The 24,662-nt window shown below is 45.3% G+C and carries 38 protein-coding genes; 9 read left to right on the top strand and 29 right to left on the bottom strand.

Annotation, left to right across the window (positions count from 1 at the left end; genetic code table 11):
• Nucleotides 1-42: 42 nt before the first annotated feature.
• On the bottom strand, nucleotides 43-1,194 hold the full coding sequence (gene carA, locus ACUHGC_RS01355; protein ID WP_446833902.1) for a glutamine-hydrolyzing carbamoyl-phosphate synthase small subunit: 1,152 nt from the start codon (nucleotides 1,192-1,194) through the stop codon (nucleotides 43-45).
• Between the two features lie 385 nt (nucleotides 1,195-1,579).
• On the opposite strand from carA, the gene ACUHGC_RS01350 reads away from it, so the two are divergent.
• The 9 genes from ACUHGC_RS01350 (at nucleotide 1,580) to ACUHGC_RS01310 (ending at nucleotide 10,698) form a co-directional block, all read left to right on the top strand.
• Nucleotides 1,580-2,290, top strand: a complete 711-nt coding sequence (locus ACUHGC_RS01350) for an MlaA family lipoprotein (protein WP_446834811.1) — start codon at nucleotides 1,580-1,582, stop codon at nucleotides 2,288-2,290.
• A 36-nt stretch (nucleotides 2,291-2,326) separates the two neighbouring features.
• Nucleotides 2,327-2,821 (top strand): YfbU family protein, encoded by a 495-nt coding sequence (locus ACUHGC_RS01345; protein WP_446833901.1) that lies wholly within the window; start codon nucleotides 2,327-2,329, stop codon nucleotides 2,819-2,821.
• 155 nt (nucleotides 2,822-2,976) lie between these two features.
• Nucleotides 2,977-4,296 (top strand): 23S rRNA (uracil(1939)-C(5))-methyltransferase RlmD, encoded by a 1,320-nt coding sequence (gene rlmD, locus ACUHGC_RS01340; protein ID WP_446833900.1) that lies wholly within the window; start codon nucleotides 2,977-2,979, stop codon nucleotides 4,294-4,296.
• Nucleotides 4,297-4,306: 10 nt separating this feature from the next.
• Nucleotides 4,307-6,529: a GTP diphosphokinase gene (gene relA, locus ACUHGC_RS01335; protein ID WP_446833899.1), complete on the top strand. Its 2,223-nt coding sequence runs from the start codon at nucleotides 4,307-4,309 to the stop codon at nucleotides 6,527-6,529.
• Nucleotides 6,530-6,602: 73 nt separating this feature from the next.
• A complete protein-coding gene (locus ACUHGC_RS01330; protein ID WP_446833898.1) occupies nucleotides 6,603-6,956 on the top strand; it encodes a diacylglycerol kinase in 354 nt (117 codons plus the stop codon).
• 218 nt (nucleotides 6,957-7,174) lie between these two features.
• Nucleotides 7,175-8,335 carry a hypothetical protein gene (locus ACUHGC_RS01325; protein ID WP_446833897.1) on the top strand — a complete coding sequence of 387 codons (1,161 nt, stop codon included), beginning with the start codon at nucleotides 7,175-7,177 and terminating at the stop codon, nucleotides 8,333-8,335.
• Between the two features lie 11 nt (nucleotides 8,336-8,346).
• The gene (locus tag ACUHGC_RS01320) at nucleotides 8,347-8,562 is read left to right on the top strand and encodes a hypothetical protein (RefSeq protein ID WP_446833896.1); all 216 of its coding nucleotides are present in this window, start codon (nucleotides 8,347-8,349) and stop codon (nucleotides 8,560-8,562) included.
• A 12-nt stretch (nucleotides 8,563-8,574) separates the two neighbouring features.
• Nucleotides 8,575-9,516 carry a PstS family phosphate ABC transporter substrate-binding protein gene (locus tag ACUHGC_RS01315; RefSeq protein ID WP_446833895.1) on the top strand — a complete coding sequence of 314 codons (942 nt, stop codon included), beginning with the start codon at nucleotides 8,575-8,577 and terminating at the stop codon, nucleotides 9,514-9,516.
• 294 nt (nucleotides 9,517-9,810) lie between these two features.
• Nucleotides 9,811-10,698, top strand: coding sequence for an IS256 family transposase, variant Zn-binding type (locus ACUHGC_RS01310; protein ID WP_446834810.1), 888 nt, complete (start codon nucleotides 9,811-9,813; stop codon nucleotides 10,696-10,698).
• Nucleotides 10,699-10,885: 187 nt separating this feature from the next.
• Here ACUHGC_RS01310 and rplQ read toward each other — a convergent pair whose 3' ends face one another.
• From rplQ to rplD, 28 genes are all read right to left on the bottom strand, one after another.
• Complete coding sequence (gene rplQ, locus ACUHGC_RS01305; protein ID WP_446833894.1) at nucleotides 10,886-11,272, bottom strand: 50S ribosomal protein L17; 387 nt, start codon at nucleotides 11,270-11,272, stop codon at nucleotides 10,886-10,888.
• Nucleotides 11,273-11,312: 40 nt separating this feature from the next.
• The gene (locus ACUHGC_RS01300; protein ID WP_446833893.1) at nucleotides 11,313-12,302 is read right to left on the bottom strand and encodes a DNA-directed RNA polymerase subunit alpha; all 990 of its coding nucleotides are present in this window, start codon (nucleotides 12,300-12,302) and stop codon (nucleotides 11,313-11,315) included.
• Nucleotides 12,303-12,330: 28 nt separating this feature from the next.
• The gene (gene rpsD, locus ACUHGC_RS01295) at nucleotides 12,331-12,951 is read right to left on the bottom strand and encodes a 30S ribosomal protein S4 (RefSeq protein ID WP_132964871.1); all 621 of its coding nucleotides are present in this window, start codon (nucleotides 12,949-12,951) and stop codon (nucleotides 12,331-12,333) included.
• A gap of 29 nt (nucleotides 12,952-12,980) precedes the next feature.
• Entirely contained in the window at nucleotides 12,981-13,370 is a 390-nt protein-coding gene (rpsK, locus tag ACUHGC_RS01290; protein ID WP_005701868.1) for a 30S ribosomal protein S11, read from the bottom strand.
• 15 nt (nucleotides 13,371-13,385) lie between these two features.
• Complete coding sequence (rpsM, locus tag ACUHGC_RS01285) at nucleotides 13,386-13,742, bottom strand: 30S ribosomal protein S13 (RefSeq protein WP_084257862.1); 357 nt, start codon at nucleotides 13,740-13,742, stop codon at nucleotides 13,386-13,388.
• 139 nt (nucleotides 13,743-13,881) lie between these two features.
• A complete protein-coding gene (gene rpmJ, locus ACUHGC_RS01280; protein WP_084589884.1) occupies nucleotides 13,882-13,995 on the bottom strand; it encodes a 50S ribosomal protein L36 in 114 nt (37 codons plus the stop codon).
• Between the two features lie 28 nt (nucleotides 13,996-14,023).
• Nucleotides 14,024-15,349: a preprotein translocase subunit SecY gene (gene secY / locus ACUHGC_RS01275; RefSeq protein WP_446833892.1), complete on the bottom strand. Its 1,326-nt coding sequence runs from the start codon at nucleotides 15,347-15,349 to the stop codon at nucleotides 14,024-14,026.
• A 7-nt stretch (nucleotides 15,350-15,356) separates the two neighbouring features.
• Entirely contained in the window at nucleotides 15,357-15,791 is a 435-nt protein-coding gene (gene rplO, locus ACUHGC_RS01270) for a 50S ribosomal protein L15 (RefSeq protein WP_446833891.1), read from the bottom strand.
• Nucleotides 15,792-15,795: 4 nt separating this feature from the next.
• Nucleotides 15,796-15,975 (bottom strand): 50S ribosomal protein L30, encoded by a 180-nt coding sequence (gene rpmD / locus ACUHGC_RS01265; RefSeq protein WP_446833890.1) that lies wholly within the window; start codon nucleotides 15,973-15,975, stop codon nucleotides 15,796-15,798.
• A 6-nt stretch (nucleotides 15,976-15,981) separates the two neighbouring features.
• On the bottom strand, nucleotides 15,982-16,482 hold the full coding sequence (rpsE, locus tag ACUHGC_RS01260) for a 30S ribosomal protein S5 (RefSeq protein ID WP_084257857.1): 501 nt from the start codon (nucleotides 16,480-16,482) through the stop codon (nucleotides 15,982-15,984).
• Nucleotides 16,483-16,497: 15 nt separating this feature from the next.
• A complete protein-coding gene (rplR, locus tag ACUHGC_RS01255) occupies nucleotides 16,498-16,851 on the bottom strand; it encodes a 50S ribosomal protein L18 (protein ID WP_084257856.1) in 354 nt (117 codons plus the stop codon).
• Nucleotides 16,852-16,863: 12 nt separating this feature from the next.
• Entirely contained in the window at nucleotides 16,864-17,397 is a 534-nt protein-coding gene (gene rplF, locus ACUHGC_RS01250; RefSeq protein WP_446833889.1) for a 50S ribosomal protein L6, read from the bottom strand.
• 15 nt (nucleotides 17,398-17,412) lie between these two features.
• The gene (gene rpsH / locus ACUHGC_RS01245) at nucleotides 17,413-17,805 is read right to left on the bottom strand and encodes a 30S ribosomal protein S8 (RefSeq protein ID WP_446833888.1); all 393 of its coding nucleotides are present in this window, start codon (nucleotides 17,803-17,805) and stop codon (nucleotides 17,413-17,415) included.
• 39 nt (nucleotides 17,806-17,844) lie between these two features.
• Entirely contained in the window at nucleotides 17,845-18,150 is a 306-nt protein-coding gene (gene rpsN, locus ACUHGC_RS01240; protein ID WP_446833887.1) for a 30S ribosomal protein S14, read from the bottom strand.
• 12 nt (nucleotides 18,151-18,162) lie between these two features.
• Entirely contained in the window at nucleotides 18,163-18,702 is a 540-nt protein-coding gene (gene rplE / locus ACUHGC_RS01235) for a 50S ribosomal protein L5 (protein ID WP_084257852.1), read from the bottom strand.
• A gap of 15 nt (nucleotides 18,703-18,717) precedes the next feature.
• Entirely contained in the window at nucleotides 18,718-19,041 is a 324-nt protein-coding gene (gene rplX / locus ACUHGC_RS01230; RefSeq protein WP_446833886.1) for a 50S ribosomal protein L24, read from the bottom strand.
• A 10-nt stretch (nucleotides 19,042-19,051) separates the two neighbouring features.
• Entirely contained in the window at nucleotides 19,052-19,423 is a 372-nt protein-coding gene (rplN, locus tag ACUHGC_RS01225; RefSeq protein ID WP_034615134.1) for a 50S ribosomal protein L14, read from the bottom strand.
• 244 nt (nucleotides 19,424-19,667) lie between these two features.
• The gene (locus ACUHGC_RS01220; RefSeq protein ID WP_446833885.1) at nucleotides 19,668-20,129 is read right to left on the bottom strand and encodes a pyruvate kinase; all 462 of its coding nucleotides are present in this window, start codon (nucleotides 20,127-20,129) and stop codon (nucleotides 19,668-19,670) included.
• On the bottom strand, nucleotides 20,126-20,491 hold the full coding sequence (locus ACUHGC_RS01215; RefSeq protein ID WP_446833884.1) for a hypothetical protein: 366 nt from the start codon (nucleotides 20,489-20,491) through the stop codon (nucleotides 20,126-20,128). The genes ACUHGC_RS01220 and ACUHGC_RS01215 overlap by 4 nt, the downstream gene beginning before the upstream one ends.
• A gap of 196 nt (nucleotides 20,492-20,687) precedes the next feature.
• Nucleotides 20,688-20,942: a 30S ribosomal protein S17 gene (gene rpsQ / locus ACUHGC_RS01210; protein WP_446833883.1), complete on the bottom strand. Its 255-nt coding sequence runs from the start codon at nucleotides 20,940-20,942 to the stop codon at nucleotides 20,688-20,690.
• On the bottom strand, nucleotides 20,942-21,133 hold the full coding sequence (gene rpmC, locus ACUHGC_RS01205) for a 50S ribosomal protein L29 (protein WP_446833882.1): 192 nt from the start codon (nucleotides 21,131-21,133) through the stop codon (nucleotides 20,942-20,944). Before rpmC ends, rpsQ begins: the two co-directional genes overlap by 1 nt.
• Nucleotides 21,133-21,543, bottom strand: coding sequence for a 50S ribosomal protein L16 (gene rplP / locus ACUHGC_RS01200; protein ID WP_034615144.1), 411 nt, complete (start codon nucleotides 21,541-21,543; stop codon nucleotides 21,133-21,135). Before rplP ends, rpmC begins: the two co-directional genes overlap by 1 nt.
• 13 nt (nucleotides 21,544-21,556) lie before the next feature.
• Entirely contained in the window at nucleotides 21,557-22,258 is a 702-nt protein-coding gene (gene rpsC / locus ACUHGC_RS01195; protein WP_034615147.1) for a 30S ribosomal protein S3, read from the bottom strand.
• 10 nt (nucleotides 22,259-22,268) lie between these two features.
• Complete coding sequence (gene rplV / locus ACUHGC_RS01190; protein ID WP_034615150.1) at nucleotides 22,269-22,601, bottom strand: 50S ribosomal protein L22; 333 nt, start codon at nucleotides 22,599-22,601, stop codon at nucleotides 22,269-22,271.
• Nucleotides 22,602-22,616: 15 nt separating this feature from the next.
• Nucleotides 22,617-22,889, bottom strand: coding sequence for a 30S ribosomal protein S19 (gene rpsS / locus ACUHGC_RS01185; protein WP_132964897.1), 273 nt, complete (start codon nucleotides 22,887-22,889; stop codon nucleotides 22,617-22,619).
• Nucleotides 22,890-22,914: 25 nt separating this feature from the next.
• The gene (gene rplB, locus ACUHGC_RS01180; RefSeq protein ID WP_446833881.1) at nucleotides 22,915-23,736 is read right to left on the bottom strand and encodes a 50S ribosomal protein L2; all 822 of its coding nucleotides are present in this window, start codon (nucleotides 23,734-23,736) and stop codon (nucleotides 22,915-22,917) included.
• Between the two features lie 18 nt (nucleotides 23,737-23,754).
• Nucleotides 23,755-24,057 carry a 50S ribosomal protein L23 gene (rplW, locus tag ACUHGC_RS01175; protein ID WP_034615160.1) on the bottom strand — a complete coding sequence of 101 codons (303 nt, stop codon included), beginning with the start codon at nucleotides 24,055-24,057 and terminating at the stop codon, nucleotides 23,755-23,757.
• Nucleotides 24,054-24,659: a 50S ribosomal protein L4 gene (gene rplD / locus ACUHGC_RS01170; RefSeq protein WP_446833880.1), complete on the bottom strand. Its 606-nt coding sequence runs from the start codon at nucleotides 24,657-24,659 to the stop codon at nucleotides 24,054-24,056. The genes rplW and rplD overlap by 4 nt, the downstream gene beginning before the upstream one ends.
• Nucleotides 24,660-24,662 lie beyond the last annotated feature (3 nt).

Raw genomic sequence — 24,662 nt, 5'->3', positions numbered from 1 at the left:
TATTCTTTTCAAAAACGGTTAATGTTTCGACTGTGAACAGCGTTACACCACAACCTGCGGCGTATGGGTGTGGCGCGCCACTTCCATTTCATGCACGAATTTGTCGAACAACTCGGCAACATCGTGCGGCCCCGGGCTTGCCTCAGGGTGGCCTTGGAATGAAAACGCCGATTGGGTGGTCAACTCAATGCCTTGCACTGAATTATCAAACAAAGAGCGGTGCGTCACTTTCACGCTGTCCGGCAGACTGGTTTCGTCGACTTCAAAGCCATGGTTTTGACTGGTGATATACACCTGTTCGGTTTCCAGATTTTGCACCGGGTGGTTGGCACCGTGGTGACCAAACGCCATTTTTTTGGTTTTGCCGCCGACCGCCAAGCCTAATAATTGATGCCCTAAACAGATGCCGAAAATCGGTTTTTTACTCTCGAGCAGTTGTTGAATCGCACTAACCGCATAGTCGCACGGTTCCGGATCGCCAGGGCCGTTGGAAAGAAAAATGCCGTCCGGATTCAGCGCCAGCACTTCTTGCGCGCTGGTTTTTGCCGGCACCACGGTGAGTTGGCAACCACGCTCCGCCAGCATCCGCAAAATATTGTGTTTCACCCCAAAGTCATAAGCGACCACATGATAGCGTCCGCCGACTTTGTGGCTGAAGCCTTGCCCCAGTTTCCATTCGCCTTGTTCCCAGCGGTAAATTTTGTCGCAAGTCACTTCCTGCGCCAAATCCTTGCCCGCCATGCTGCCGAAGCTGTTTGCCAGTTCCAGCGCTTTTGCCTCATCAATTTCGCCCGCCATAATACAGCCGGCTTGTGCGCCTTTGTCACGCAGCAATCGGGTTAAACGGCGGGTGTCAATGTCGGCAATCGCCACGATTTTATGTTGCACCAGATAGTCAGACAGGCTTTGTTCGCTGCGGAAGTTGCTGTGGATCAGCGGTAAATCGCGGATCACCAAGCCGGAAACATAGACTTTCTCTGATTCGCAATCTTGTTGGTTCACGCCGGTGTTGCCGATATGCGGATAAGTCAGGGTGACGATTTGCTTGCTGTAGGACGGATCGGTCAGAATTTCTTGATAGCCCGTCATAGATGTATTAAAAACCACTTCGCCAATGGTATTGCCTTGATAACCAATTGAAGTGCCGTGGAAAACAGAGCCGTCAGCTAAGACTAAGATGGCTGGTTCAGACATGAATCTCTCCCGGGATAATCGTATTTATGTTCAATCTTGAATCCATATCGGCGTGCGCCGATAGGTTGCTCGTTACTCTCTATTCACGAAGACCGCATACGAATCGTATCTGAAGTGTAGCAGAAATGAGCAAATTATTGTAATTGAGCCACCGATACAATTCAAGTCTATAATTGGCTTATTGCCATATTTGTGAAATTTAATGCAATATTATGAATAAAAATTCACTTTTGCGCAAGTTGACCCAGCTCAAAATAGAGAGAAATAATGCTATGTTTTGAAATGAAAGTTGTTAAAATGAAAACATTAAATCAGAAAACAGGACAGCACCATGAAAAAAACCATTTCCGCCAAAGGCAAACTGACCAAACTGTGGCTTCCACTGATGTTAATCACCACCGTCAGCGCCTGTTCAAGCATTGATGAAACCACCGGTCAGCGCCAAGATCCGCTGGAAGGCTTCAACCGCACAATGTGGAATTTCAACTATAACGTTGCCGATCCGTATTTATTAAAACCGGTCGCCACCGGCTGGAAAGAGTATGTGCCACAGCCGGCAAAAACCGCTCTTGTGAACGCCGCCAACAACTTGGACGAACCGGCGAGCTTCGTCAACCGCCTGCTGGAAGGCGAATTTAACAAAGCGATGGTGCATTTTAACCGCTTTTGGATTAACTCGGTGTTCGGCTTAGGCGGGTTAATGGATATTGCCAGCGCCAGCGAAGGGCTGCGCACTGACGGTTCGCGCTCATTCGGCGATATGCTTGGTAGCTACGGCGTCGGCACCGGCGCGTATGTGATGGTGCCGCTGTACGGCCCGGCAACTCCGCGTCAGGATTTAGGCGGCTTAGTTGACCACACCTATCCGATGTTATCGCTGCTCGGCCCTTGGACGCTGGTAAAAACCGGCATTCAGGCGGTTGACAAACGTGCCGCGCTGCTCAGCCAAGACGCCATTTTGGAACAGTCGCAAGACAGTTATCTCACCGTGCGCGAAGCCTATTTCCAAAATCTGGAATTTAGAATCAGCGACGGCAAACAACGCGGCGAAATCCAAGAACAACTGTCGGAAGACGATTTAAAAAGTATTGATTAATCATTCGCTGTTTCAATTTTAAAGAAGGAATATGATATGGAAATGACCCTAACCCAACGCCTGATTCTGGTTAACCAATATGAATTAATGGCGTTACTCGACAAAGAAAATGCCGCTAAATACCAACGTTATCAAAGCATTATCAAAGGCGGCTATAAATTGGAATTAAAAGAGCTGTACGGTCAATTCAGCGACCTGAGCGAAGATGAATGCAAAATCGTGATCAACACCCTGGAAATGTATCAAGCGCTGCAAGTGTCATATAACAACCTGCACAATAAAGAGGACTTAACCGCGCACCGCTTAAAATTCCTCGGCTACTGCGGCATTCGCGAGAAAAAATATTTGAACTATCTGGGCTTTATCGCCGAAAACGACAAAAAATACCGCGAACTGATCCAATGCCCGAACGGCTGCGACGCACAAACTCCGATGTGGGACAAATACAGCAAAATGCTCGACATCTGGCACAAATGCCCGCGCCAATTCCATTTAAGCATTGCGGAAATCAAACAAATCCTCAACGCGTAATTTGATAAATGTTATACCGCACTTTAAATCTAAAGTGCGGTATTTTTTTGTGGTAAGCAGATTGTTCTAACTTATCAGCATAGATTATTTCGCTTTCCGCCGTTTCGCTTTTATAATGGCACTCCGATTTCCGCTAATTCAAAGATACTCCGGCTATGGCACTTTTTTATACAGAACGCAAAAAAATCACCCAACCGAAAAAAATGCAGCTCAGCATCGACAGCCTCGATTATCAAGGGCTGGGCGTGGCGCGGGCGCAGGGTAAAACGTGGTTTGTGGAGAATGCGTTGCCGCAGGAACAGGTGGAAGTGCGGGTGCTGGAGGAGAAAAAACAGTATGGAACTGCGCTGACGCAGCGAATTTTACAGCGTTCCGCGCAGCGAATCGAACCGAAGTGCGGTCATTATGCCGACTGTGGCGGCTGCCAAATGCAACATATTCCGCACGCTGAACAGCAACAGGTGAAGCAACAGGCATTACAGCAACGGTTAAACCGACTTCAAGCTGAGATCGTCTTTCAACCGATATTGCGTGCCGCTCCCTGGCATTACCGCCGCCGCTTACGCTTGGGCATTCAGTATGATAAAAAAACCAAAACCCTGTCGTTCGGCTTGCGTCGCCGTCGTTCCAATGCGTTGGTGAATATTCAGTACTGTGCCGTTGCCGAACCGCACTTGAACCGTGTTTTGTCAGAATTACAAACGTGGCTGCCGCAGTGGCACAACAAAGCCAAATTAGGGCATATTGAACTGGTCGCCGCTGATAACGGTGTGGCGATGTTATTGCGTCATTTGGGGCAAGTGAGTGCCGAGGACAAAGTGCGGTTAGTGCAATTTGCCGCCGAACAGCAGCTCAACCTGTTTGCCTGCGAACAGGAAGGCAAGATCGAACATTGGCACGGCGAACAGCCCTATTATCAATTGGAAAACGGACAACAACTGCATTTTTCTGTTCGGGATTTTATTCAAGTTAACCGCACACTCAACCAGCAAATGATTGAAACCGCACTTGACTGGCTCGATTTGAAGCCGCATGATGAGGTGCTGGATTTATTTTGCGGCATGGGAAACTTTACCCTGCCGTTAGCGTCAAAAGTAACAAGTGCGGTCGGAATTGAAGGCGTAGCGGAAATGGTGGCGCAGGCCAAACAAAACGCCGCCGACAATCAATTGGACAACGTCGAATTTTTCCAAGCGGATTTAGATCAGCCGTTTGCCGATCAACCGTGGGCGGCACGTCGGTTCAATAAAGTGCTGCTTGATCCACCGCGCAGCGGTGCGCTGTTTGCCCTGCCGCAGCTGTGTGAGTTACAGGCGGAAAAAATCGTGTATGTGTCGTGCAATCCGGCAACACTGGTGCGCGACAGCGAATACCTGTTACAACACGGCTACCGGATTGAAAAAACTGCCGCAATTGATATGTTTCCGCAAACCGCCCATTTGGAATCGATAACCCTGTTTAGCAGACTGGCATAAAGGAAAAACTATGGTCGCAATACGAGCCTCACATTTGCTCACCCCCGAGCAGTTTGTGGTTGAAGATTGGAGTGAGCGTCTGCCGCTTGCTCCTGCCGTTCGTCAAAAGTTAATCGAAACTTGGCACTATAATCACGACAAATTGCAAGACCTTGATGCGAAAGAGCGCCAATATTTGCTGTACGCCGCCAGTGAAATGGTCGAAGTGCTGTGTGGCTTGAATATGGATCAAGATAGTCTGTTGGCGGCAATGCTGTTTCCGCTGGTGCGCCGCCGTGTGATTAATTACGATCAGATTAAAGAGGATTTCGGCAACGACATTCGTAAATTGGTGAAAGGCGTGGTCGATATGGACGGCATTCGTCAATTGAGCGCCAGCCAATCGGGCAGTAATCTGCAAGTGGATAATGTGCGCCGTATGCTGTTGGCGATGGTGGACGATTTCCGCTGCGTGGTGATTAAACTTGCCGAGCGGGTGGCTTTTCTGCGTGAAGAAAATAACTTTATTTCCGAACAAGAAAAAATCTTAGCCGCACGCGAATGCAGCAATATCTACGCGCCGCTGGCAAACCGCCTCGGCATCGGACAGTTGAAATGGGAGTTGGAAGACTACTGCTTCCGCTATCTCGATCCTGAAAATTATCGCAAAATCGCCAAGCTGTTACATGAAAAACGCCGCGATCGCGAAGCCTATATTCAACATTTTGTGGCAGTGATTGAACGCGATCTACAAATTGAGTTGCCCGACACGGCGCAAGTCTATGGACGACCGAAACACATCTACAGCATTTGGAAAAAAATGCAGAAAAAGAACCTGCCGTTCGATCAGCTGTTCGATATTCGTGCAGTGCGGATCATTGTGGATAAATTAGAGGATTGTTATACCGCACTTGGCATTGTCCACAGCCATTTCAAGCATATTGCCGCTGAATTTGACGACTACGTTGCCCACCCGAAACCGAACGGCTATCAGTCGATTCACACCGTGGTGCTCGGCGAAGGGCAAAAAGTGATTGAAGTACAAATTCGTACCCAACAAATGCACGATGATGCCGAGCTGGGTGTGGCGGCGCACTGGAAATATAAAGAAGGCAGCACCGGCGGGCGTGCCGGTTACGAGCAAAAAATCACTTGGTTGCGGCAAGTGTTGGCGTGGCAGCATGATTTAAGCCAGTCCGGCGACATGGTTGAGGAAACCCGCAGCAAAATTTTTGATGATCGGATTTATGTGTTCACCCCGCAAGGCGACATTGTCGATCTGCCGGTCGGCTCCACGCCGCTGGATTTTGCCTACACCATTCACAGCGAAGTCGGACACCGCTGCATCGGTGCCAAAGTGGCGGATCGGATTGTGCCGTTCACCTACAAGCTACAAATGGGCGATAAAGTCGAAATCATCACCCAGAAAAACCCGAATCCAAGCCGCGATTGGCTGAATCCGCACTCCGGCTTCGTTACGATTAATCGGGTGCGTTCCAAAATTCAAGCCTGGTTCAAGCGTCAAGATCGCGAGAAAAATATTCCAATCGGCAAAGAGTTGCTGGAAGCGGAAATGACGAAGCTGGGGCTGAATTATAAACAAATTGAAGAATATGCCCTGCCGCGGCATAACCTCAAACAGCTGGACGATCTGTATGCCGGCATCGGCAACGGCGATATTCGCTTAAACCAGCTGATCAATTATCTGCAAGGCAAGCTGTTGCGCCCGACGGCGGAGCAAGTGGACGAGCATATTCTGCGTCAAGTGGAAAGCAAACAGAGTCATAAACCGCCGGCGGCCAAAGGGCAAATTGTGGTTGAGGGCGTGGGCAACTTAATGCACCATATTGCGCGCTGTTGCCAGCCGATTCCGGGCGATCATATTTTGGGGTACATCACACAGGGGCGTGGTATTTCGATTCACCGTGCCGATTGCGATCAAGTGTTGAACCTGCAAGAAGCCTGTCCGGAACGGGTGGTGGAAGCGATTTGGGGCGAAAGCTACAACACTAAGTTCAATTTAGTGATTCGCGTGGTCGCCAACGATCGCACCGGCTTGCTGCGCGACATCACCACCGTGCTTGCCAATGAAAAAGTCAGCGTGCAGCGGGTATCGAGCAAAAGCGACACCAAAAATATGACCGCCACCATGGACATGGAAATCGAGTTGAATAATGTCGGTATGTTAGGGAAAATTTTATCTTCACTGCTGCGGATTGACGATGTGGTGGAAGCCCGGCGGCTATCAAGCTGATTGTAGAGCTAATTTTCAGCTAATAAATTGCGAGTATTCTGGCAAACCACACAAAACTATAATTAGGAAGCGTATGCAAAAACACAAAGGCTTTACTCACATCATCAAAGCCACCGGCTATTCAATCCAAGGCTTTAAACAAGCGCTCGGCGAAACTGCGTTTCAACACGAGCTAATCATGGTCGCCGTTCTGATTCCGCTGGCGTTCTTGCTTGGCGATAACGGCGTGGAATGGGCATTGATGATCGGTTCGGCGCTGTTGGTGTTGGTGGTCGAACTACTGAATAGCGCGATTGAAGCGGTGGTGGATCGCATCGGCACCGATTATCACGCGCTATCCGGCAAAGCCAAAGATTTAGGCTCCGCCGCCGTAACCATGACGCTGCTGATCATGGCGCTGATTTGGCTGCTGATCATCATGCTCTAAATATAAAACCGCACTTGCCTGCCAATAAAATCTCAAGTGCGGTCTGTAAAACCGTATAAGAAAAAAATCATTCATATCAAATGCGTAATGCGGACAATTTTTTCTCAACCGCCCGCAAAGCCCTGCCAAATGCACTCTGCCGCTCCCGCTGTCATAAAACTGTCATACTTCTCTGGTAAACTTTGCCTCGATTTTAACTTAACGTAAAGATGACAAGTATGAATACTGCTCAAACCGTACCTTCACATGAGCTACCAAGCGCTTCTTCCAAAAATTGGCAAGCATGGCTATTGGTAGCGGTTTTAATTTATCTCTTGTTAGCCGCCGTTGGCGCTATCGGCAGTGGCTTTAAAATCGCCACCGGCAGCAACGCCAAAGAGCTGTTCAGTTTTGCGTCCAACCCGTTCGTTGCCTTAATTGTCGGGATTGTCACCACCGCACTGATCCAAAGCTCCAGCACTGTCACCTCGATTATTGTCGGCATGGTTGCCGGCGGTCTGCCGGTCAGTATGGCGATTCCGATGGTAATGGGTGCGAATATCGGTACTTCACTGACCAGCACCATCGTCAGTCTTGGGCATATTAAAAATCCGGACGAATTCCGCCGCGCGTTTTCCGCCGCCACGGTGCATGACAGCTTTAATATTTTAGCGGTAGCCATTATGCTTCCGCTGGAATTAATTTTCCGACCGCTACAAAATTCCTCAGCCTATCTGGCGCAACTATTTGTTTCCGATAGTAATATGAGCATGAGCGGCATGAACTTTATGAAAACTCTGCTGGCACCTGCTGATAATGTACTAAAAATGCTGACCGGCTGGCTTCCGGGCATTTGGTCGGGCTTGTTGCTGATTGTGTTGGGCGTGGTGTTGATTCTGTTTGTGGTCAGCCAAATCGGCAAAGTGTTGCGCAAAGTGATGGTCGGCAAAGCCAAAGACGTGTTAAACGCCGCAGTCGGGCGCGGTCCGGTTTCCGGAATGCTGTCCGGCACGCTGATCACCGTGATGGTGCAATCCTCCTCAACCACCACCGCGTTAATCGTACCAATGGCGGGAACAGGCGTTTTCACCTTGAAACAGGTTTACCCGTTCACACTGGGTACCAACATCGGCACCACGGTAACCGCACTTTTAGCCGCCACAGCGATTTCCGGCCCGGCCGCACAGGTTGCGCTACAAATTGCCTTGGTGCATTTACTGTTTAACGTATTCGGTATCGGCTTAATTTATGTATTGCCGTTGTTGCGCCAAGTGCCGATTATTATGGCAACCACCCTCGCCGAATGGGGTTTGAAGAATAAAATGTATGTATTTGCTTATATGTTTGGTGTGTTCTTTGCTATCCCGCTTGCTATCATCGGCATCGGACAACTTCTATAAGGAACCACATTATGACACTGCAAAGTATTCGTGAAAAAGAACAGAAAATTCAAGAATTAAAACAAGCACTCGCGGATCTGGAAGCCAAGTTACAGGCGGATATTGAAGACAGCCAGCACGAGGTGATCGACGAGGTGGAAACCTATTTCAATGCGGTGGAAACCAAATACAGCAGCCTGAAAACTTTCTGGGAAAGTTTCATGGCGGAAAAAAGAAACAAAGCATAAATGAGGTTGGCTATGCGTAAATTCAGAATGCTCACCGCACTTGCCGCCACAGCCGCCGTGTTGGCGAGTGTCGGTTGTGACAGTGACAAAACCAGCGATGTGGAAATCGGTGCCAATACCTTGGTGATCGACGGCTCCAGCACGGTTTACCCGATCAGCAAAGAAGCTGCCGAGCGTTTTCTACGCAAAAACAAAAACGCCAGCATCTCGGTTAAATTTTCCGGTAGCGGCGCGGGCTTCCAACTGTTTTGCAGCGGCAAAACCGATATTAACGATGCTTCCCGCCCGATCAATGCCAAAGAGCAAGCGCTGTGCGAACAGAACGGCATTGCCTATACCGCACTTCCGCTCGCGGTGGATACCGTGGCGGTGGTCACTCATCTGAAAAACGATTGGGTGAACGAATTGAGCGTCAGTGAACTGAAAACCATTTGGCAAAAAGCCGCCGAAGGCAAAATCAGCAACTGGAATCAAGTGCGGTCAAGTTTTCCGGACAAACCGCTTGCTTTATACGGACGCGGACAAGCCTCCGGCACTTATGATTACTTCACCGATAAAATCACCAGCGAAGCTGGCGTTAGCCGCAGCGATTACACCGCATCGGAAAACGAAGAGGAATTGGTAGCGAAAATCGCCAAAGATCCAAACTCACTGGCATTTTTCGGCATCGGAGCATATCACCGCCACTGGCAGGAACTGAAGCTGTTAGCGATTGATAACGGCAACGGCAACGGCGCAGTCGCACCGTCGCTGCAAACCGCCGCCGACGGCAGTTACCAGCCGCTGACCCGCCAACTGTATTTATACGTTAATCAACATTCGCTACAACAAAAAGCCGATCTGAAACCGTTTCTGCAACACTACTATGCCAACTTGCGCACTTGGTTGCACTTCACCGGCTATATGCCGTTGCACAACAGCGACTATCAAGCGGTGCAACAGCAGTTACAATAACCGCACTTGGATAAGATGCAAAAAAACCACCGTAACTGAGAAAGCGCGGTGGTTTTTTGTCTATTACTCTTTTTTGCTCGTGCAAAAAAACACGCGCTCAGGCTGTTCATAAGGGAACCCGAAAAATATGAGGCATAGCAAATAAAGTGCGGTCAGAAAAATCGGGCATAGTAGACAAAAAGGCATAGTAGACAAAAATGTGGCTGAAATCTCGCTTAATCCCTTATAGAATAAGGCGTTAAGTGAGATTTTTTAAAATGACCAAAAAATTGCTATTTCTGTGGTTCAGAACACATTAAAAAACACGGTAAAAATTCAGGCAAGCAACGCTATAAATGCTTGGATTGTTTACGGACATATTCTCACACAAATTACCTTCAATCCGCCCAAATCTGGCACGATTACACCGTCGGAAAACAGACGTATAAGCAGCTTGCGTTAACCTATGATTGTTCGGTCAGGACTATCCAAAGGCACCTGAAAAAAGCCCCTAAAACGCCACTCAGCACACCGCAAACCACAATGTTGAATCTTATTATGGATGTCACTTTTTTCGGGCCACAATTCGGCGTATTAGTCATAATGGATTCCCGCTCAAAAAAGGTGATTTACCACCAAATCGTTCGTACCGAAAAGGACATTTACTATACCAAAGCCATCAATCGATTGCGTAAAAAAGGATTTATTATTCAATCTATTACTTGCGATGGGCGACGGGGCTTATTGAAAGATATATTTAATACGCCAACCCAAATGTGCCAATTTCACCTTGTTGCAATGGTGATTCGCAAGCTGACGAGAAACCCTAAATCCGTTGCCGGAAAGGAACTGAAAACAATGGTTAAAACACTCAAGCAGAGTCACAAAAATGACTTTTATGTCCGTTTGCATCACTGGTTTTTGCAGCATAAAGCTTACTTAGAAGAACGGTCTGATATACCCGATAATCAGGGTAAATTTCCTTATAAACATCGCAAATTGAGAGGGGCTTATGCCAGTATTAAACGCTATATGGATTACTTGTTTGTCTTTGAAAAATACCCGGAGTTACGGATAGAAAAAACGACAAATCGGCTGGAAGGGCTGTTTAAGGATTTAAAGCAGAAATTATCCGTTCATAATGGACTAAACCGAAGGAATAAGATTATGTTTATACAGGATTTTTTGAATAAAAAGAGCTAGAAAAACTAGCGCTTTAAGAGGAGTAGCCGCAAAAATGTCTAATAGAAGCTTAGATCTCAAAATCAGCCACATTTTTGTCTACTATGCCTATTAAAAGGGATTGATGATCGTTGACCGCACTTTGCGTCCATAAAAAAGCTCACCATTCGGTGAGCTTTTTATTTTAACGATTTTAATCGTTTAATGATTATTCCGCAGCCGCTTCTTCAGCAACTTCCGGACGATCAACCAACTCAATGTATGCCATTGGTGCATTGTCGCCTGCACGGAAACCACACTTCAAAATGCGGGTGTAACCACCGGCACGTTGAGCAAAACGTGGACCTAATTCATTAAATAATTTCGCAACGATTTCGTTGTCGCGAGTACGAGCGAAAGCTAAACGGCGATTTGCAACGCTGTCTGCTTTAGCTAAAGTAATTAACGGTTCAACTACACGACGTAATTCTTTTGCTTTAGGCAAAGTCGTCTTGATGATTTCATGACGAACTAAAGAACCTGCCATATTACGGAACATCGCTTGGCGATGACTGCTATTACGGTTTAGTTGACGACCACTCTTGCGATGGCGCATGACCTTATCCTTCTCAGAAAAATCTTAATCCATACCGAAATTAGTCTTCAGCAATACTTGCCGGAGGCCAATTTTCAAGGCGCATACCCAGTGATAGTCCACGTGAAGCCAGTACATCCTTAATTTCAGTAAGTGATTTCTTACCAAGATTAGGGGTTTTCAATAGCTCCACTTCTGTACGTTGAACTAGATCACCGATATAGTGAATTGTTTCTGCTTTCAAACAGTTAGCAGAACGAACTGTCAACTCTAAATCGTCCACAGGACGCAGAAGAATCGGATCGAATTCCGGTTTTTCTTCTTTAACTTCAGGTTGACGGATATCACGCAAATCAACGAATGCATCAAGTTGCTCTGCTAGAATTGTCGCTGCACGACGAATCGCTTCTTCCGGGTCGATAGTGCCATTGGTTTCCATTTCGATAACCAATTTATCCAAATCGGTGCGTTGTTCAACACGGGCAGCTTCGACATTATAAGCAATGCGATCTACCGGACTGTAACAAGCGTCAACCAACAGGCGACCAATCGGACGATCTTCGTCTTGAACGTGTTTGCGTGCAGAGGCAGGCACGTAGCCACGCCCACGTTGCACACGGATTCGCATATTAATTGATGCGTTAGCATCCGTCAAATGACAAATCACATGTTCAGGATTAACAATCTCTACATCCCCATCATGGGTGATATCGCCAGCAACAACAGGTCCGATTCCAGATTTACTCAGCGTCAGGAACATATCGTCCTTATTCTGCACTTTAACCGCTAGACCTTTTAAGTTTAGAAGCACTTCCAGAATATCTTCTTGAACGCCTTCTTTACTGCTGTACTCATGCAATACGCCGTCGATTTCCACTTCGGTCACGCCGCAACCCGGCATAGAAGATAGAAGGATGCGACGTAACGCATTACCTAATGTGTGGCCAAAGCCACGTTCTAACGGTTCTAAGGTCACTTTAGCCTGAGTCGGGCTTAATTGCTCGATATCAACTAAATGTGGCTTTAAAAATTCTGTCACAGAACCCTGCATTTTATCCTCTCTTTGCTTCTAAGCTCTATTATTTAGAATAAAGCTCAACGATCAGATGTTCGTTAATGTCTGCTGATAAATCAGAACGTTCAGGAGTACGTTTGAATACGCCTTCCATTTTAGCAGCATCAACTTCCAACCATGTTGGTTTTTCTCTTTGCTCTGCTAATTCTAATGATGCTTTAATACGTGCTTGTTTTTTCGATTTTTCACGAACAGCAACAACATCTTCAACAGAAACTTGGAACGATGGAATATTAACCACACGACCATTCACAACAATCGCTTTGTGGCTCACTAATTGGCGAGCTTCAGCGCGAGTTGCCGCAAATCCCATACGGTAAACAACGTTATCCAAACGACCTTCCAATAATACCAACAAGTTTTCACCGGTATTACCTTTTAAGCGGTTAGCTTCTTTGTAGTAGTTACGGAATTGACGCTCTAAGATGCCGTACATACGACGAACTTTTTGCTTCTCACGTAATTGACTACCGTAATCGGATAAACGTGCTTTACGAGCACCGTGTTGACCGGGTGCTGTATCTAATTTACATTTTGATTCAATCGCACGGACACCGGACTTAAGGAATAAGTCAGTACCTTCACGACGGCTTAGCTTGAGTTTAGGACCCAAATATCTTGCCATTTTCTTTCTCCAACTATCCTAGAACGCCATTAAACACGACGTTTTTTCGGTGGACGACAACCGTTATGAGGAATCGGAGTCACGTCTGTGATGTTGGTGATACGGAAACCCGCAGCATTCAACGCACGAATAGTAGACTCACGACCAGGACCTGGTCCTTTTACCATAACTTCCAAATTTTTCAAACCGAACTCTTTAACAACTTCGGCACAACGCTCAGCAGCAACCTGTGCAGCAAACGGAGTGGATTTACGTGAACCACGGAAACCTGAACCACCCGCTGTAGCCCATGCTAAAGCGTTACCTTGACGGTCTGTAATGGTAACGATTGTGTTATTGAAAGACGCATGGATATGTGCCACGCCATCTACGACTTGTTTTTTTACACGCTTACGTGCACGAACTGGTGTTTTAGCCATTATCATTTACCCCGATTATTTCTTGATCGGCTTACGAGGACCCTTACGGGTACGCGCATTTGTTTTAGTACGTTGACCATGTACCGGTAAACTACGACGATGACGTAAACCACGATAGCATCCTAAGTCCAAAAGACGTTTGATGTTCAAAGTTACTTCACGACGCAAATCACCTTCAACGGTAAATTTACCAACTTCGTCACGCAGAATATCGATCTGCTCTTCAGACAATTCTCTGATCTTTACATCTTCAGCAATACCTGCCGCAGCACAGATGGCTTTTGAGCGGGTTTTACCGATTCCGTAGATTGCAGTTAACGCAATTACAGCATGTTTGTGATCAGGAATGTTAATGCCTGCAATACGGGCCACTATGCACTCCTATTTATTTAAAGTTAATTGATATACTGATCTTGAAAAGCCCGTTTCAGGATACTCAAACAGTATATCAAGGACGAAATGAGCTGAGCAGTATAACTGCTCAGCTTATTCTTTGCAAGGAAAATTGAGGTTAACCTTGACGTTGCTTATGTCGCGGATCACTGCAGATCACACGAACGATACCGTCACGTTTGATCACTTTGCAGTTACGACACATTTTTTTTACGGAAGCACGAACTTTCATTGCTTTTCCCTTTTATTTCAATGGGCGATTACTGCCCGAACCCTTTAAGGTTTGCTTTCTTCAGCGCAGATTCATATTGGGTCGACATTAAGTGACTTTGAACCTGTGCGATGAAATCCATAATTACTACAACAACGATCAGAAGCGAGGTTCCACCAAAGTAGAATTGTACGTTCCAAGTTGAGGTCATAATATAAGGCACTAAACAAACAAACGTGATATATAATGCACCAATCAAGGTCAAACGAGTCATGATTTTGTCAATATAACGCGACGTTTGTTCACCTGGTCTAATACCCGGGATAAATGCGCCGGATCTTTTCAGATTATCCGCAGTATCTCGTGGATTATATTGCATTGCCGTATAGAAGAAACTAAAGAAGATAATTGCTACCGCATACAGAACCAAATAAATCGGTTCGCCCGGCGCTAACAACAATGATAAATTCGACAACCACTCCATATTAGTTCCTTGTCCGAACCATTGCGTCAGCGTGGCTGGGAACAGGATAATGCTGGAAGCAAAAATAGCGGGAATAACCCCAGCCATATTGACTTTAAGCGGTAAGTGCGAACTTTGTGCAGCTAACATATGACGGCCTTGTTGGCGTTTGGCATAGTTAACGACGATTCTTCTTTGTCCTCTTTCTACGAAGATAACAAAATAGGTTACTGCAAATACAATGACTGCAATCAACAATAATACCAGTACATTCATTTGTCCTTGACGCGCCTGCTCAATGGTTTGACCAATCGCAGAAGGCAGTCCGGCGACAATACCCGCGAAGATGATTAAAGAAATACCGTTACCGATACCACGCTCAGTGATTTGTTCACCTAACCACATTAAGAACATGGTTCCGGTGACTAAACTCACAACTGCCGTAACATAAAAGCCTAAGCCAAGGTTTGGAACCAAACCCGGAATCATGCTTGGCAAGCCGGTAGAGATTCCAATCGCTTGAATCGTAGCCAATACCAACGTCGAATAACGTGTGTATTTACTGATTTTACGACGACCGGATTCCCCTTCTTTCTTTAATTCTGCCAGCGCAGGATGTACCGCAGTTAATAACTGGATAATGATCGATGCCGAAATGTACGGCATGATCCCTAACGCAAAGACTGAAGCACGACTCAAAGCACCACCGGAAAACATGTTAAACATGTCGATGATGGTACCTTGTTGTTGATTGATCAACTGAGCTAATACAGCGGCATCAATACCAGGAACCGGAATAAATGAACCTATCCGAAAAACGATTAATGCTCCCAATAGAAACAGCAATCTTCTTTTAAGCTCACCCGTACCACCTTGGGTACTTTTTGCTTGATAACCTGGTTGTTTTGCCATTGATTAATTATTCCTCAACTGAGCCGCCAGCAGCTTCAATTGCTGCTTTAGCACCTTTAGTCACACGCAGACCGCGAACAACTACAGGACCTTTAACTTCACCGGCAAGAATAACTTTTGCAAATTGGATATTATTCGAAATAATATCGGCTGCTTTCAGTGAGTCTAATGTAACTTCACCGTCCACTTTCGCTAAATCATTCAAACGAATTTCAGCTGAAACCAGTGCTTTTTGTGACGTGAAACCGAATTTCGGTAAACGACGGTATAAAGGCATTTGACCACCTTCGAAGCCACGACGAACACCACCACCGTTGTTACGGGATTTTTGTCCTTTGTGACCACGACCACTTGTTTTACCTAAACCGGAACCAATACCACGCCCAAGACGTTTAGCACTTTTCTTAGCTCCATCAGCCGGAGACAGAGTATTTAAACGCATTCTCTTACTCCTCTACTTTAACCATGTATGAAACTTGGTTGATCATGCCACGAACAGACGGAGTATCAATTAACTCGACTGTGTGGTTGATACGGCGAAGACCAAGACCACGAAGCGTAGCTTTATGTTTCGGCAAACGACCGATTGAGCTACGGGTTTGTGTTACTTTGATAGTTTTTGCCATGATCAATTACCCCAAAATTTCATCAACGGTTTTGCCACGTTTCGCAGCAACCATTTCTGGTGATTTCATATTTGCCAATGCATCAATTGTTGCACGGACAACGTTGATTGGGTTGGTTGAACCGTATGCTTTAGACAATACGTTACGCACGCCAGCAACTTCTAATACTGCACGCATCGCACCACCTGCGATAATCCCGGTACCTTCACTTGCCGGTTGCATAAATACGCGTGAACCGGTGTGAGTACCTTTAACAGGGTGCTGTAAAGTACCTTCTGTAATCGCTACATTAACCATATTACGACGGGCTTTCTCCATCGCTTTTTGGATCGCTGCCGGAACTTCACGGGCTTTACCGTAACCAAAACCTACGCGACCGTTACCATCACCTACCACTGTCAATGCAGCGAAGCTGAAAATACGACCACCTTTTACTGTTTTAGATACACGGTTTACCGCGATTAGCTTCTCTTGCAGTTCACCAGCTTGTTTTTCGATGTTTGCCATCTCAAATTACCTCTATTAGAACTGTAGACCAGCTTCACGAGCAGCGTCGGCCAATGCTTGCACACGACCATGATATTTAAAACCGGAACGGTCAAAGGCAACAGATTGTACGCCTTTAGCCAATGCTCTTTCTGCAACAACTTTACCTACTACTGCAGCAGCATCTTTGTTACCGGTATATTTCACTTGCTCACTAATTACTTTTTCAACAGTTGAAGCAGCGGCAAGTACTTCTGAACCGTTAGGTGCAATAACTTGCGCATAAATGTGACGAGGGGTGCGGTGAATAACCAGACGGGTTACTCCTTGCTCTCTCATCGCATGACGTGCGCGAGTTGCACGACGGATACGAGCCAATTTCTTATCCATAGTGTTACCTTATTATTTTTTCTTAGCCTCTTTGGTACGAACGACTTCATCATCGTAACGTACCCCTTTGCCTTTGTAAGGCTCAGGACGGCGATAAGCACGAATGTCTGCTGCGACTTGACCAATAAGCTGTTTGTCTGCGCCGGTCAAAACAATTTCTGTTTGTGATGGGCATTCAGCTTTGATACCAGCCGGCAATGCGTGCTCAACCGGGTGAGAGAAGCCTAAACTTAACGCAATACTATTGCCTTTAAGTTGTGCTCTGTAACCTACACCCACCAATCTTAACTTCTTAGTGAAGCCTTCAGTAACACCGATAACCATTGCGTTAACAAGCGCACGAGCTGTACCGGATTGTGCATTTGCACTTTTGCCGTCGTTACGAGGAACAAAAGTCAGCGCACCATCTTCTTGTTTAACTTCAACTTCATTGTGAATGGTACGAGATAACTCACCATTCTTACCTTTTACCGTTAATAGCTGACCGTTAAGTTTTACCTCAACGCCGGCAGGAATATTAACGGGTGCTTTAGCAACACGAGACATCTTCCTACCTCTCTATTAAGCTACGTAACAGATGATCTCACCGCCCAAACCGGCTTTACGCGCGGCACGGTCAGTCATCACACCTTTAGAAGTAGAAACCACAGCGATACCTAAACCACCCATTACACTCGGTAATTCGTCTTTGCGTTTATAAATACGCAGACCAGGACGGCTGATACGTTGGATACTTTCTACAACAGGTTTACCTTGGAAATATTTCAAAGTAATTTCCAGTTCAGGTTTAGCACCTTCGGAAATTTTTACGCTTTCAATATAACCTTCTTCCGCAAGCACATTGGCAATCGCCACTTTTAGCTTGGATGAAGGCATGTTGACCGCGATTTTGTTCGCAGATTGACCGTTACGAATGCGGGTCAACATATCTGCGATTGGATCTTGCATGCTCATGTGTCTTTACTCCCATGATTCCAAATTAAAGTGGTTAAATTACCAGCTTGCTTTCTTAAGACCCGGAATCTCACCACGCATGGCAGCTTCACGAACCTTAATACGGCTCAAACCGAACTTACGCAATACACCATGCGGACGACCGGTCTGACGGCAGCGGTTACGTTGACGAGAAGGGCTAGAATCACGTGGTAAAGATTGTAACTTTAACACGGCGTTCCAACGATCTTCGTCAGAGGCATTCACGTCTGAAATAATTTTTTTCAGCTCAACACGTTGAGCGTAGAATTTTTCAGCCAGTTTTGCGCGTTTTACATCGCGCATCTTCATTGATGTTTTAGCCATTTGCAACCCGCCTTATTTACGGAATGGGAAGTTAAAGGCAGCCAGTAGTGCTTGACCTTCTTCATCTGTTTTCGCAGTCGTTGTGATAGTAATATCCAAACCACGAACACGATCCACTTTATCGTAATCGATTTCAGGGAAGATGATTTGCTCACGCACACCCATGCTGTAGTTTCCACGGCCGTCGAATGATTTCGCGCTTAAACCACGGAAATCACGGACACGAGGAACCGCAATATGAATCAATCGTTCAAAGAATTCCCACATACGTTCACCACGTAGGGTCACTTTGCAGCCGATTGGATATCCCTGACGAATCTTAAAGCCTGCAACAGATTTGCGTGCTTTAGTGATTAAAGGTTTTTGACCGCTAATTGCTGCCAGATCCGCTACTGCGTTATCTAACAGTTTTTTATCGGTCAGCGCTTCACCCACACCCATATTCAGGGTTATCTTTTCGACTCGTGGGACTTGCATGACAGATTTGTAGCCGAATTTGTCTTTCAATTCGCTTACTACTTGATCTCTGTAATAATCATGCAGTTTCGCCATCGCTATACTCCAGTATTATTTAATTGTTTCACCAGTAGATTTGAAGAAACGAACTTTTTTGCCGTCTTCAAATCGGAAGCCTACGCGGTCAGCTTTATTAGTTGACGGGTTATAGATTGCTACGTTAGAAACGTCGATTGCCGCTTCTTGTTTCACAATACCACCAGCTTTACCTAAAGCCGGAACCGGTTTCTCATGTTTAGAAACCATGTTTAAACCTTCAACGATTACTTTACCGTTAGACAGTACTTTTGTTACTTTACCACGTTTACCTTTGCCCTTTTCAGCGCTTCCGGTTAGCATGATTACTTCATCGTTTTGACGGATTTTTGCAGCCATAACACTCTCCTTACACTACTTCCGGGGCCAATGAGATGATTTTCATAAACTTCTCTGAACGAAGTTCACGAGTCACCGGTCCGAAAATACGTGTACCGATTGGTTGCTCGGTATTATTATTCAAAATAACACAAGCATTACCATCGAAGCGAATAACTGCACCATCTGGGCGACGTACACCCTTCTTGGTGCGCACCACAACCGCTTTTAATACATCACCTTTTTTTACTTTACCGCGAGGAATTGCTTCTTTCACAGTAATTTTGATGATGTCGCCAATACCGGCGTAACGACGGTGTGAGCCACCTAGAACCTTGATACACATTACGCTACGAGCGCCTGAATTATCAGCAACGTCCAGCATAGTCTGTTCTTGGATCATATTAGTGCTCCGCTAAAATCAAAAAAACCCTTTCGGGACGAACCTATTTGCCCAATGCAAACAGGATGCGGATTATATCGAATGGCTAAAAGGAAAGCAACCGGATTTTGTGTTTGCAGCTAAGATTTATCATGGGTTGGGAAAATATGGGGGAATATAATTCAAAGTGCGGTTTAGCGATAATAATCTTCAACCGCACTTTGAAAGTTAGAATACTGGCTAACAATGGTAGGTAATCGTTTTATTAAACCACTACACTTAAACCACGTTCTTTAAAAGAATGTTTTACCCTTGCATACCAGTTTTTGATAATTTGAGTGGTTTCGACATCATTTACACAGCGGTTTAATGTACCCCTTGCATGGGGTAAATGTTCATCATTTAATGCCCAATCCAATACTCTAATAGGTCGGTGGTAAACCATCCACCCTGAGTCGGTTTCATCATCATTCACATAATATACACCGCCGATAACTTGCACCAGCGCAATCAATTTAGCACCATTCTTAACTGCAATAATGTCATTAACCTGAATCTTTTCACAGAAATCGGGAATTTGTTCGGCTTTCTCTTCCCAATCACCTAAGCCGATAAATTTCTGATGCTCTAAAATATGCGGTACTTTTTCCGAATATGCGATATTATCACTGGGGAACATCTGCATATGCCAGAATTGAACTTCTGTTATCAATCTTTTGCATATCATTGCCCGTACTCCCTTTCAACATTAGAAATATAGATTTCAGATAATGGCATATTACAGACTGTTTCCACTTTTTCTCGCTGTTTTCTTGGTAGCTCATTGATTCTGTCACATATACTGACTTCAGTTTTACCACCATCAGTACAGTCCCTCTGATGTCGCACTGCAATCTCGTAAATTACTCTCGCTACCATATGTCTCGATCCATAATCTTCAGCCGCTGCCTCTACTACATCCTTATAAGATTCTGGCGAACTACAAAATTCCCTAAATGTCATTTTACCAACATCCTCCAGAGTTTTTGCTTGGGTTGACATTGATGTTATGGCTGTAAAAATTCCAACTAAACATAAAAATTTCTTCATGTGATGTCCTTATTATTTTTTAGCAAGGGATTATTCACTTGTTATGTCAATAACAAGTGATAGCAGTATACTGCTAAAAAATTTTGGTTTTTTAAGCGTCAAGTGCAGTTGGAAGATAAATAGCGTGAGGGAAATAGATATAAAAAAACCGCACTTTTTGCAAAGTACGGTTTCTATTTTGGTGAAAGAACAATAATTAGATTACTGCTTTTTCAACAACACGAACTAAAGTCCATGATTTAGTTTTAGAGATAGGACGACATTCGCGAATCTCTACTAAATCACCAACATTCGCTTCATTGGTTTCATCGTGTACGTGTAACTTGGTTGTACGACGGATAAACTTACCATAAAGTGGGTGTTTAACCATACGTTCGATTGCTACTGTGAAAGATTTATCCATCTTATCACTGATAACACGACCTTGTACTGTACGAATTTTATCAGTCATTACTCACCCGCCTTTTCGGTTAGAACAGTTTTAAGTTGTGCAATATTACGACGCACTTGTTTCAACTGATGGGTTTGTTGAAGCTGACCGGTGGCTGCTTGCATACGCAACTTGAATTGCTCACCTAACAAGTTAACCAATTCAGCATTCAGCTCTTCAACACTTTTTGTACGTAGTTCTTGAGCTTTCATTACATCACCGTCTTAGTTACGAAGGTTGTCTTGATTGGCAATTTCGCTGCTGCTAATGCAAAAGCTTCTCTTGCGATTTCTTCAGACACACCGTCCATTTCATATAGCACTTTACCCGGTTGGATCAAGGCTACCCAGTACTCAACGTTACCTTTACCTTTACCCATACGGACTTCCAATGGCTTCTCAGTAATTGGTTTGTCTGGGAATACACGAATCCAGATTTTACCCTGACGTTTAACCGCACGTGTCATTGCACGACGAGCCGCTTCAATTTGACGGGCTGTTAAACGACCACGGCCAACTGCTTTTAAGCCGAATGTACCGAAGCTCACATCGGTACCTGCCGCTAATCCACGGTTACGACCTTTGTGGACTTTACGGAATTTTGTACGTTTTGGTTGCAACATTTATTCAATCTCCTTACTTACGACCTTTGCGCGCTTTTTTAGGCTGCGCTTCAGGTTGTTGTTCTGATTGCATAACTGCAGCCATTCCACCAAGAATCTCACCTTTGAAGATCCATACTTTAACGCCGATAACGCCGTATGTTGTATGAGCTTCTGCAGTGTTATAATCGATGTCTGCACGTAGTGTATGCAAAGGCACACGACCTTCACGATACCATTCAGAACGTGCAATCTCTGCACCACCTAAACGACCGCTTACTTCAACTTTGATACCTTGTGCACCTAAACGCATTGCGTTTTGTACAGCACGTTTCATCGCGCGACGGAACATCACACGACGCTCAAGTTGTGAAGCGATGCTTTCAGCGACTAATCTCGCATCCAGTTCAGGTTTTTTCACTTCAGTGATGTTGATTTGCGCAGGCACACCGGTGATTTCAGCCAGTTTGTTACGCAATTTTTCAACATCTTCGCCTTTTTTACCAATAACGATACCCGGACGAGCAGTGTGAATAGTCACACGAATGCTCTTCGCAGGACGCTCGATATCGATACGTGCTACAGAAGCGTTAGCTAATTCTTTATTCAAGAATTTACGTACTTTGAAATCGCCTTCCAAGTTGTCAGCGAAGTCTTGTGTATTCGCAAACCAGGTTGAACTCCAAGGTTTAACAATACCTAGGCGAATACCATTAGGATGTACTTTTTGACCCATTGTTATTCTCCTACTTGTCAGACACAACCACAGTGATGTGGCTTGTACGTTTTAAAATACGATCTGCACGACCTTTAGCACGTGGCATAACACGTTTCATGCTTGGACCTTCGTCAACGAAGATTTTAGCAACTTTAAGATCATCGATATCTGCACCGTCATTGTGCTCTGCGTTAGCAATTGCAGACTCAAGAACTTTTTTCACCAAAGCCGCAGCTTTTTTGTTGGTGAATGTCAAGATTTCCAGAGCTTGAGCAACATTTTTACCGCGAATTAAATCAGCAACTAAGCGAGCTTTTTGAGCTGAAGTGCGAGCGAAACGATGTTTTGCAATAGTTTCCATCTTTTACTTCCTTCCTTACTTAGCTTTCTTATCAGCGGCATGACCGCGGTAAGTACGAGTCGGGGCAAATTCACCCAGTTTGTGTCCGATCATTTCATCGGAAATAAACACAGGAACGTGCTGACGACCATTATGGACGGCGATGGTCAAACCAATCATTGTAGGAATGATCATTGAACGACGGGACCAAGTTTTAATTGGTTTTTTATCCCCGCTTTCCACCGCTTTCTCTACCTTCTTCAGCAAGTGTAGGTCAATAAAAGGACCCTTCTTGAGAGAACGTGGCATGGCTTATCCTCTTGTTATATTAAAATTATTTACCACGGCGACGTACGATATATTTATCAGTACGTTTGTTGTGGCGAGTTTTCTTACCTTTAGTTTGAACGCCCCAAGGTGTTACTGGGTGTTTACCAAAGTTACGACCTTCACCACCACCATGAGGGTGATCTACCGGGTTCATCGCCGTACCGCGAACAGTAGGGCGAACTCCGCGCCAGCGGTTCGCACCGGCTTTACCCAGTACGCGCAGCATATGCTCAGAATTACCAACTTCACCGATAGTTGCCTGACATTCAGATAACACTTTACGCATTTCGCCTGAACGAAGACGCAGAGTTACATAGTTACCTTCACGAGCAATAATTTGTACATACGCACCGGCAGAACGAGCGATTTGACCGCCTTTGCCCGGTTTTAATTCTACGTTGTGTACAGTGGTACCAACTGGGATATTGCGCATTGGCAATGAGTTACCAACTTTAATTGGCGCTTGGGTTCCCGCTTGGATTTGATCGCCTGCTGACAAGCCTTTTGGTGCTAAGATATAACGACGTTCACCGTCTTTATACAACACCAATGCGATGTTTGCAGAACGATTTGGATCATATTCCAGACGCTCAACCACTGCCGGCACATCTAACTTGTTACGTTTGAAGTCGATGATACGGTAATGTTGTTTGTGACCACCACCGATATGACGGGTAGTGATACGTCCGAAGTTGTTACGCCCGCCTGTTTTAGATTTAGTATCTAAAAGAGGTGCATAAGGTTTACCCTTATGAAGATCAGCGTTAACAATTTTAACTACATGACGACGACCAGCGGAGGTCGGCTTACATTTAACGATAGCCATTATTTTCTACTCCTCTGATTACTCTGCACTGTCAAGGAAGTCCAATTCTTGGCCTTCTTGCAATGTTACATACGCTTTTTTCCAGTCGCTACGGCGGCCTGTTCTTGCACCGTGACGTTTGGTTTTACCCTTAACAACCACTGTACGTACAGAATCCACTTTCACTTCGAACAATTTTTCAACCGCAGCGGCGATTTCAACTTTGTTGGCTTCTTTCGCTACTTTGAAAACGATGGTGTTCGACTGTTCAGCATTATTAGTCGCTTTTTCAGAGACATGAGGTGCTTTAAGCACTTTTAGCAAACGTTCTTCTAGAATCATGCCAACATCTCCTCAATTTGCTTAACAGCTTCAGCAGTAATAACAACTTTCTCAAAAGCAATCAGACTTACCGGATCAATCGCTTGAACATCACGCACGTCTACTTTGTAGAGGTTACGTGCAGCCAAGAATAGATTTTCATCTAAAGCCGCTGTAATGATCAGCACATCATCAAGTGCCATTTCTTTTAATTTTTGAACTAAAACTTTTGTTTTCGGGGCGGCAACTTCGAATTTTTCCACCACAACCAAACGGTCTTGACGAACTAATTCAGAAAGAATGCTCTTAATTGCACCACGATACATTTTTTTGTTCACTTTTTGGCTGTGATCTTGTGGCTTAGCCGCAAATGTCACACCACCTGAACGCCAAATCGGACTTTTTACGTTACCGGAACGTGCACGACCTGTACCTTTTTGACGCCATGGTTTTTTGCCTGAACCTGCTACTTCAGCACGAGTTTTTTGTGAACGAGTACCTTGGCGAGCACCTGCTGCATAAGCAACAACAACTTGGTGTACCAACGCTTCGTTAAACTCACGTCCGAAGGTAGTTTCAGAAACAGTCAATGCACTTTGTGCATCTTTAGTTACTAATTCCATTCC

This window comes from Testudinibacter sp. P27/CKL/0425, from assembly GCF_052931395.1.
Note: the sequence above shows the minus strand (reverse complement) of the source record. Positions and strands in the feature narration are given on the sequence as shown.

Bases quoted from the DNA above. Each gene is read 5' to 3' on its own strand.
- carA (WP_446833902.1), bottom strand. From the start codon at position 1,194: ATGTCTGAACCAGCCATCTTAGTCTTAGCTGACGGCTCTGTTTTCCAC.
- ACUHGC_RS01350 (WP_446834811.1), top strand. From the start codon at position 1,580: ATGTTAATCACCACCGTCAGCGCCTGTTCAAGCATTGATGAAACCACC.
- ACUHGC_RS01345 (WP_446833901.1), top strand. From the start codon at position 2,327: ATGGAAATGACCCTAACCCAACGCCTGATTCTGGTTAACCAATATGAA.
- rlmD (WP_446833900.1), top strand. From the start codon at position 2,977: ATGGCACTTTTTTATACAGAACGCAAAAAAATCACCCAACCGAAAAAA.
- relA (WP_446833899.1), top strand. From the start codon at position 4,307: ATGGTCGCAATACGAGCCTCACATTTGCTCACCCCCGAGCAGTTTGTG.
- ACUHGC_RS01330 (WP_446833898.1), top strand. From the start codon at position 6,603: ATGCAAAAACACAAAGGCTTTACTCACATCATCAAAGCCACCGGCTAT.
- ACUHGC_RS01325 (WP_446833897.1), top strand. From the start codon at position 7,175: ATGAATACTGCTCAAACCGTACCTTCACATGAGCTACCAAGCGCTTCT.
- ACUHGC_RS01320 (WP_446833896.1), top strand. From the start codon at position 8,347: ATGACACTGCAAAGTATTCGTGAAAAAGAACAGAAAATTCAAGAATTA.
- ACUHGC_RS01315 (WP_446833895.1), top strand. From the start codon at position 8,575: ATGCGTAAATTCAGAATGCTCACCGCACTTGCCGCCACAGCCGCCGTG.
- rplQ (WP_446833894.1), bottom strand. From the start codon at position 11,272: ATGCGCCATCGCAAGAGTGGTCGTCAACTAAACCGTAATAGCAGTCAT.
- ACUHGC_RS01300 (WP_446833893.1), bottom strand. From the start codon at position 12,302: ATGCAGGGTTCTGTGACAGAATTTTTAAAGCCACATTTAGTTGATATC.
- rpsD (WP_132964871.1), bottom strand. From the start codon at position 12,951: ATGGCAAGATATTTGGGTCCTAAACTCAAGCTAAGCCGTCGTGAAGGT.
- rpsK (WP_005701868.1), bottom strand. From the start codon at position 13,370: ATGGCTAAAACACCAGTTCGTGCACGTAAGCGTGTAAAAAAACAAGTC.
- rpmJ (WP_084589884.1), bottom strand. From the start codon at position 13,995: ATGAAAGTTCGTGCTTCCGTAAAAAAAATGTGTCGTAACTGCAAAGTG.
- secY (WP_446833892.1), bottom strand. From the start codon at position 15,349: ATGGCAAAACAACCAGGTTATCAAGCAAAAAGTACCCAAGGTGGTACG.
- rplO (WP_446833891.1), bottom strand. From the start codon at position 15,791: ATGCGTTTAAATACTCTGTCTCCGGCTGATGGAGCTAAGAAAAGTGCT.
- rpmD (WP_446833890.1), bottom strand. From the start codon at position 15,975: ATGGCAAAAACTATCAAAGTAACACAAACCCGTAGCTCAATCGGTCGT.
- rpsE (WP_084257857.1), bottom strand. From the start codon at position 16,482: ATGGCAAACATCGAAAAACAAGCTGGTGAACTGCAAGAGAAGCTAATC.
- rplR (WP_084257856.1), bottom strand. From the start codon at position 16,851: ATGGATAAGAAATTGGCTCGTATCCGTCGTGCAACTCGCGCACGTCAT.
- rplF (WP_446833889.1), bottom strand. From the start codon at position 17,397: ATGTCTCGTGTTGCTAAAGCACCCGTTAATATTCCTGCCGGCGTTGAG.
- rpsH (WP_446833888.1), bottom strand. From the start codon at position 17,805: ATGAGCATGCAAGATCCAATCGCAGATATGTTGACCCGCATTCGTAAC.
- rpsN (WP_446833887.1), bottom strand. From the start codon at position 18,150: ATGGCTAAAACATCAATGAAGATGCGCGATGTAAAACGCGCAAAACTG.
- rplE (WP_084257852.1), bottom strand. From the start codon at position 18,702: ATGGCGAAACTGCATGATTATTACAGAGATCAAGTAGTAAGCGAATTG.
- rplX (WP_446833886.1), bottom strand. From the start codon at position 19,041: ATGGCTGCAAAAATCCGTCAAAACGATGAAGTAATCATGCTAACCGGA.
- rplN (WP_034615134.1), bottom strand. From the start codon at position 19,423: ATGATCCAAGAACAGACTATGCTGGACGTTGCTGATAATTCAGGCGCT.
- ACUHGC_RS01220 (WP_446833885.1), bottom strand. From the start codon at position 20,129: ATGATATGCAAAAGATTGATAACAGAAGTTCAATTCTGGCATATGCAG.
- ACUHGC_RS01215 (WP_446833884.1), bottom strand. From the start codon at position 20,491: ATGAAGAAATTTTTATGTTTAGTTGGAATTTTTACAGCCATAACATCA.
- rpsQ (WP_446833883.1), bottom strand. From the start codon at position 20,942: ATGACTGATAAAATTCGTACAGTACAAGGTCGTGTTATCAGTGATAAG.
- rpmC (WP_446833882.1), bottom strand. From the start codon at position 21,133: ATGAAAGCTCAAGAACTACGTACAAAAAGTGTTGAAGAGCTGAATGCT.
- rplP (WP_034615144.1), bottom strand. From the start codon at position 21,543: ATGTTGCAACCAAAACGTACAAAATTCCGTAAAGTCCACAAAGGTCGT.
- rpsC (WP_034615147.1), bottom strand. From the start codon at position 22,258: ATGGGTCAAAAAGTACATCCTAATGGTATTCGCCTAGGTATTGTTAAA.
- rplV (WP_034615150.1), bottom strand. From the start codon at position 22,601: ATGGAAACTATTGCAAAACATCGTTTCGCTCGCACTTCAGCTCAAAAA.
- rpsS (WP_132964897.1), bottom strand. From the start codon at position 22,889: ATGCCACGTTCTCTCAAGAAGGGTCCTTTTATTGACCTACACTTGCTG.
- rplB (WP_446833881.1), bottom strand. From the start codon at position 23,736: ATGGCTATCGTTAAATGTAAGCCGACCTCCGCTGGTCGTCGTCATGTA.
- rplW (WP_034615160.1), bottom strand. From the start codon at position 24,057: ATGATTCTAGAAGAACGTTTGCTAAAAGTGCTTAAAGCACCTCATGTC.
- rplD (WP_446833880.1), bottom strand. From the start codon at position 24,659: ATGGAATTAGTAACTAAAGATGCACAAAGTGCATTGACTGTTTCTGAA.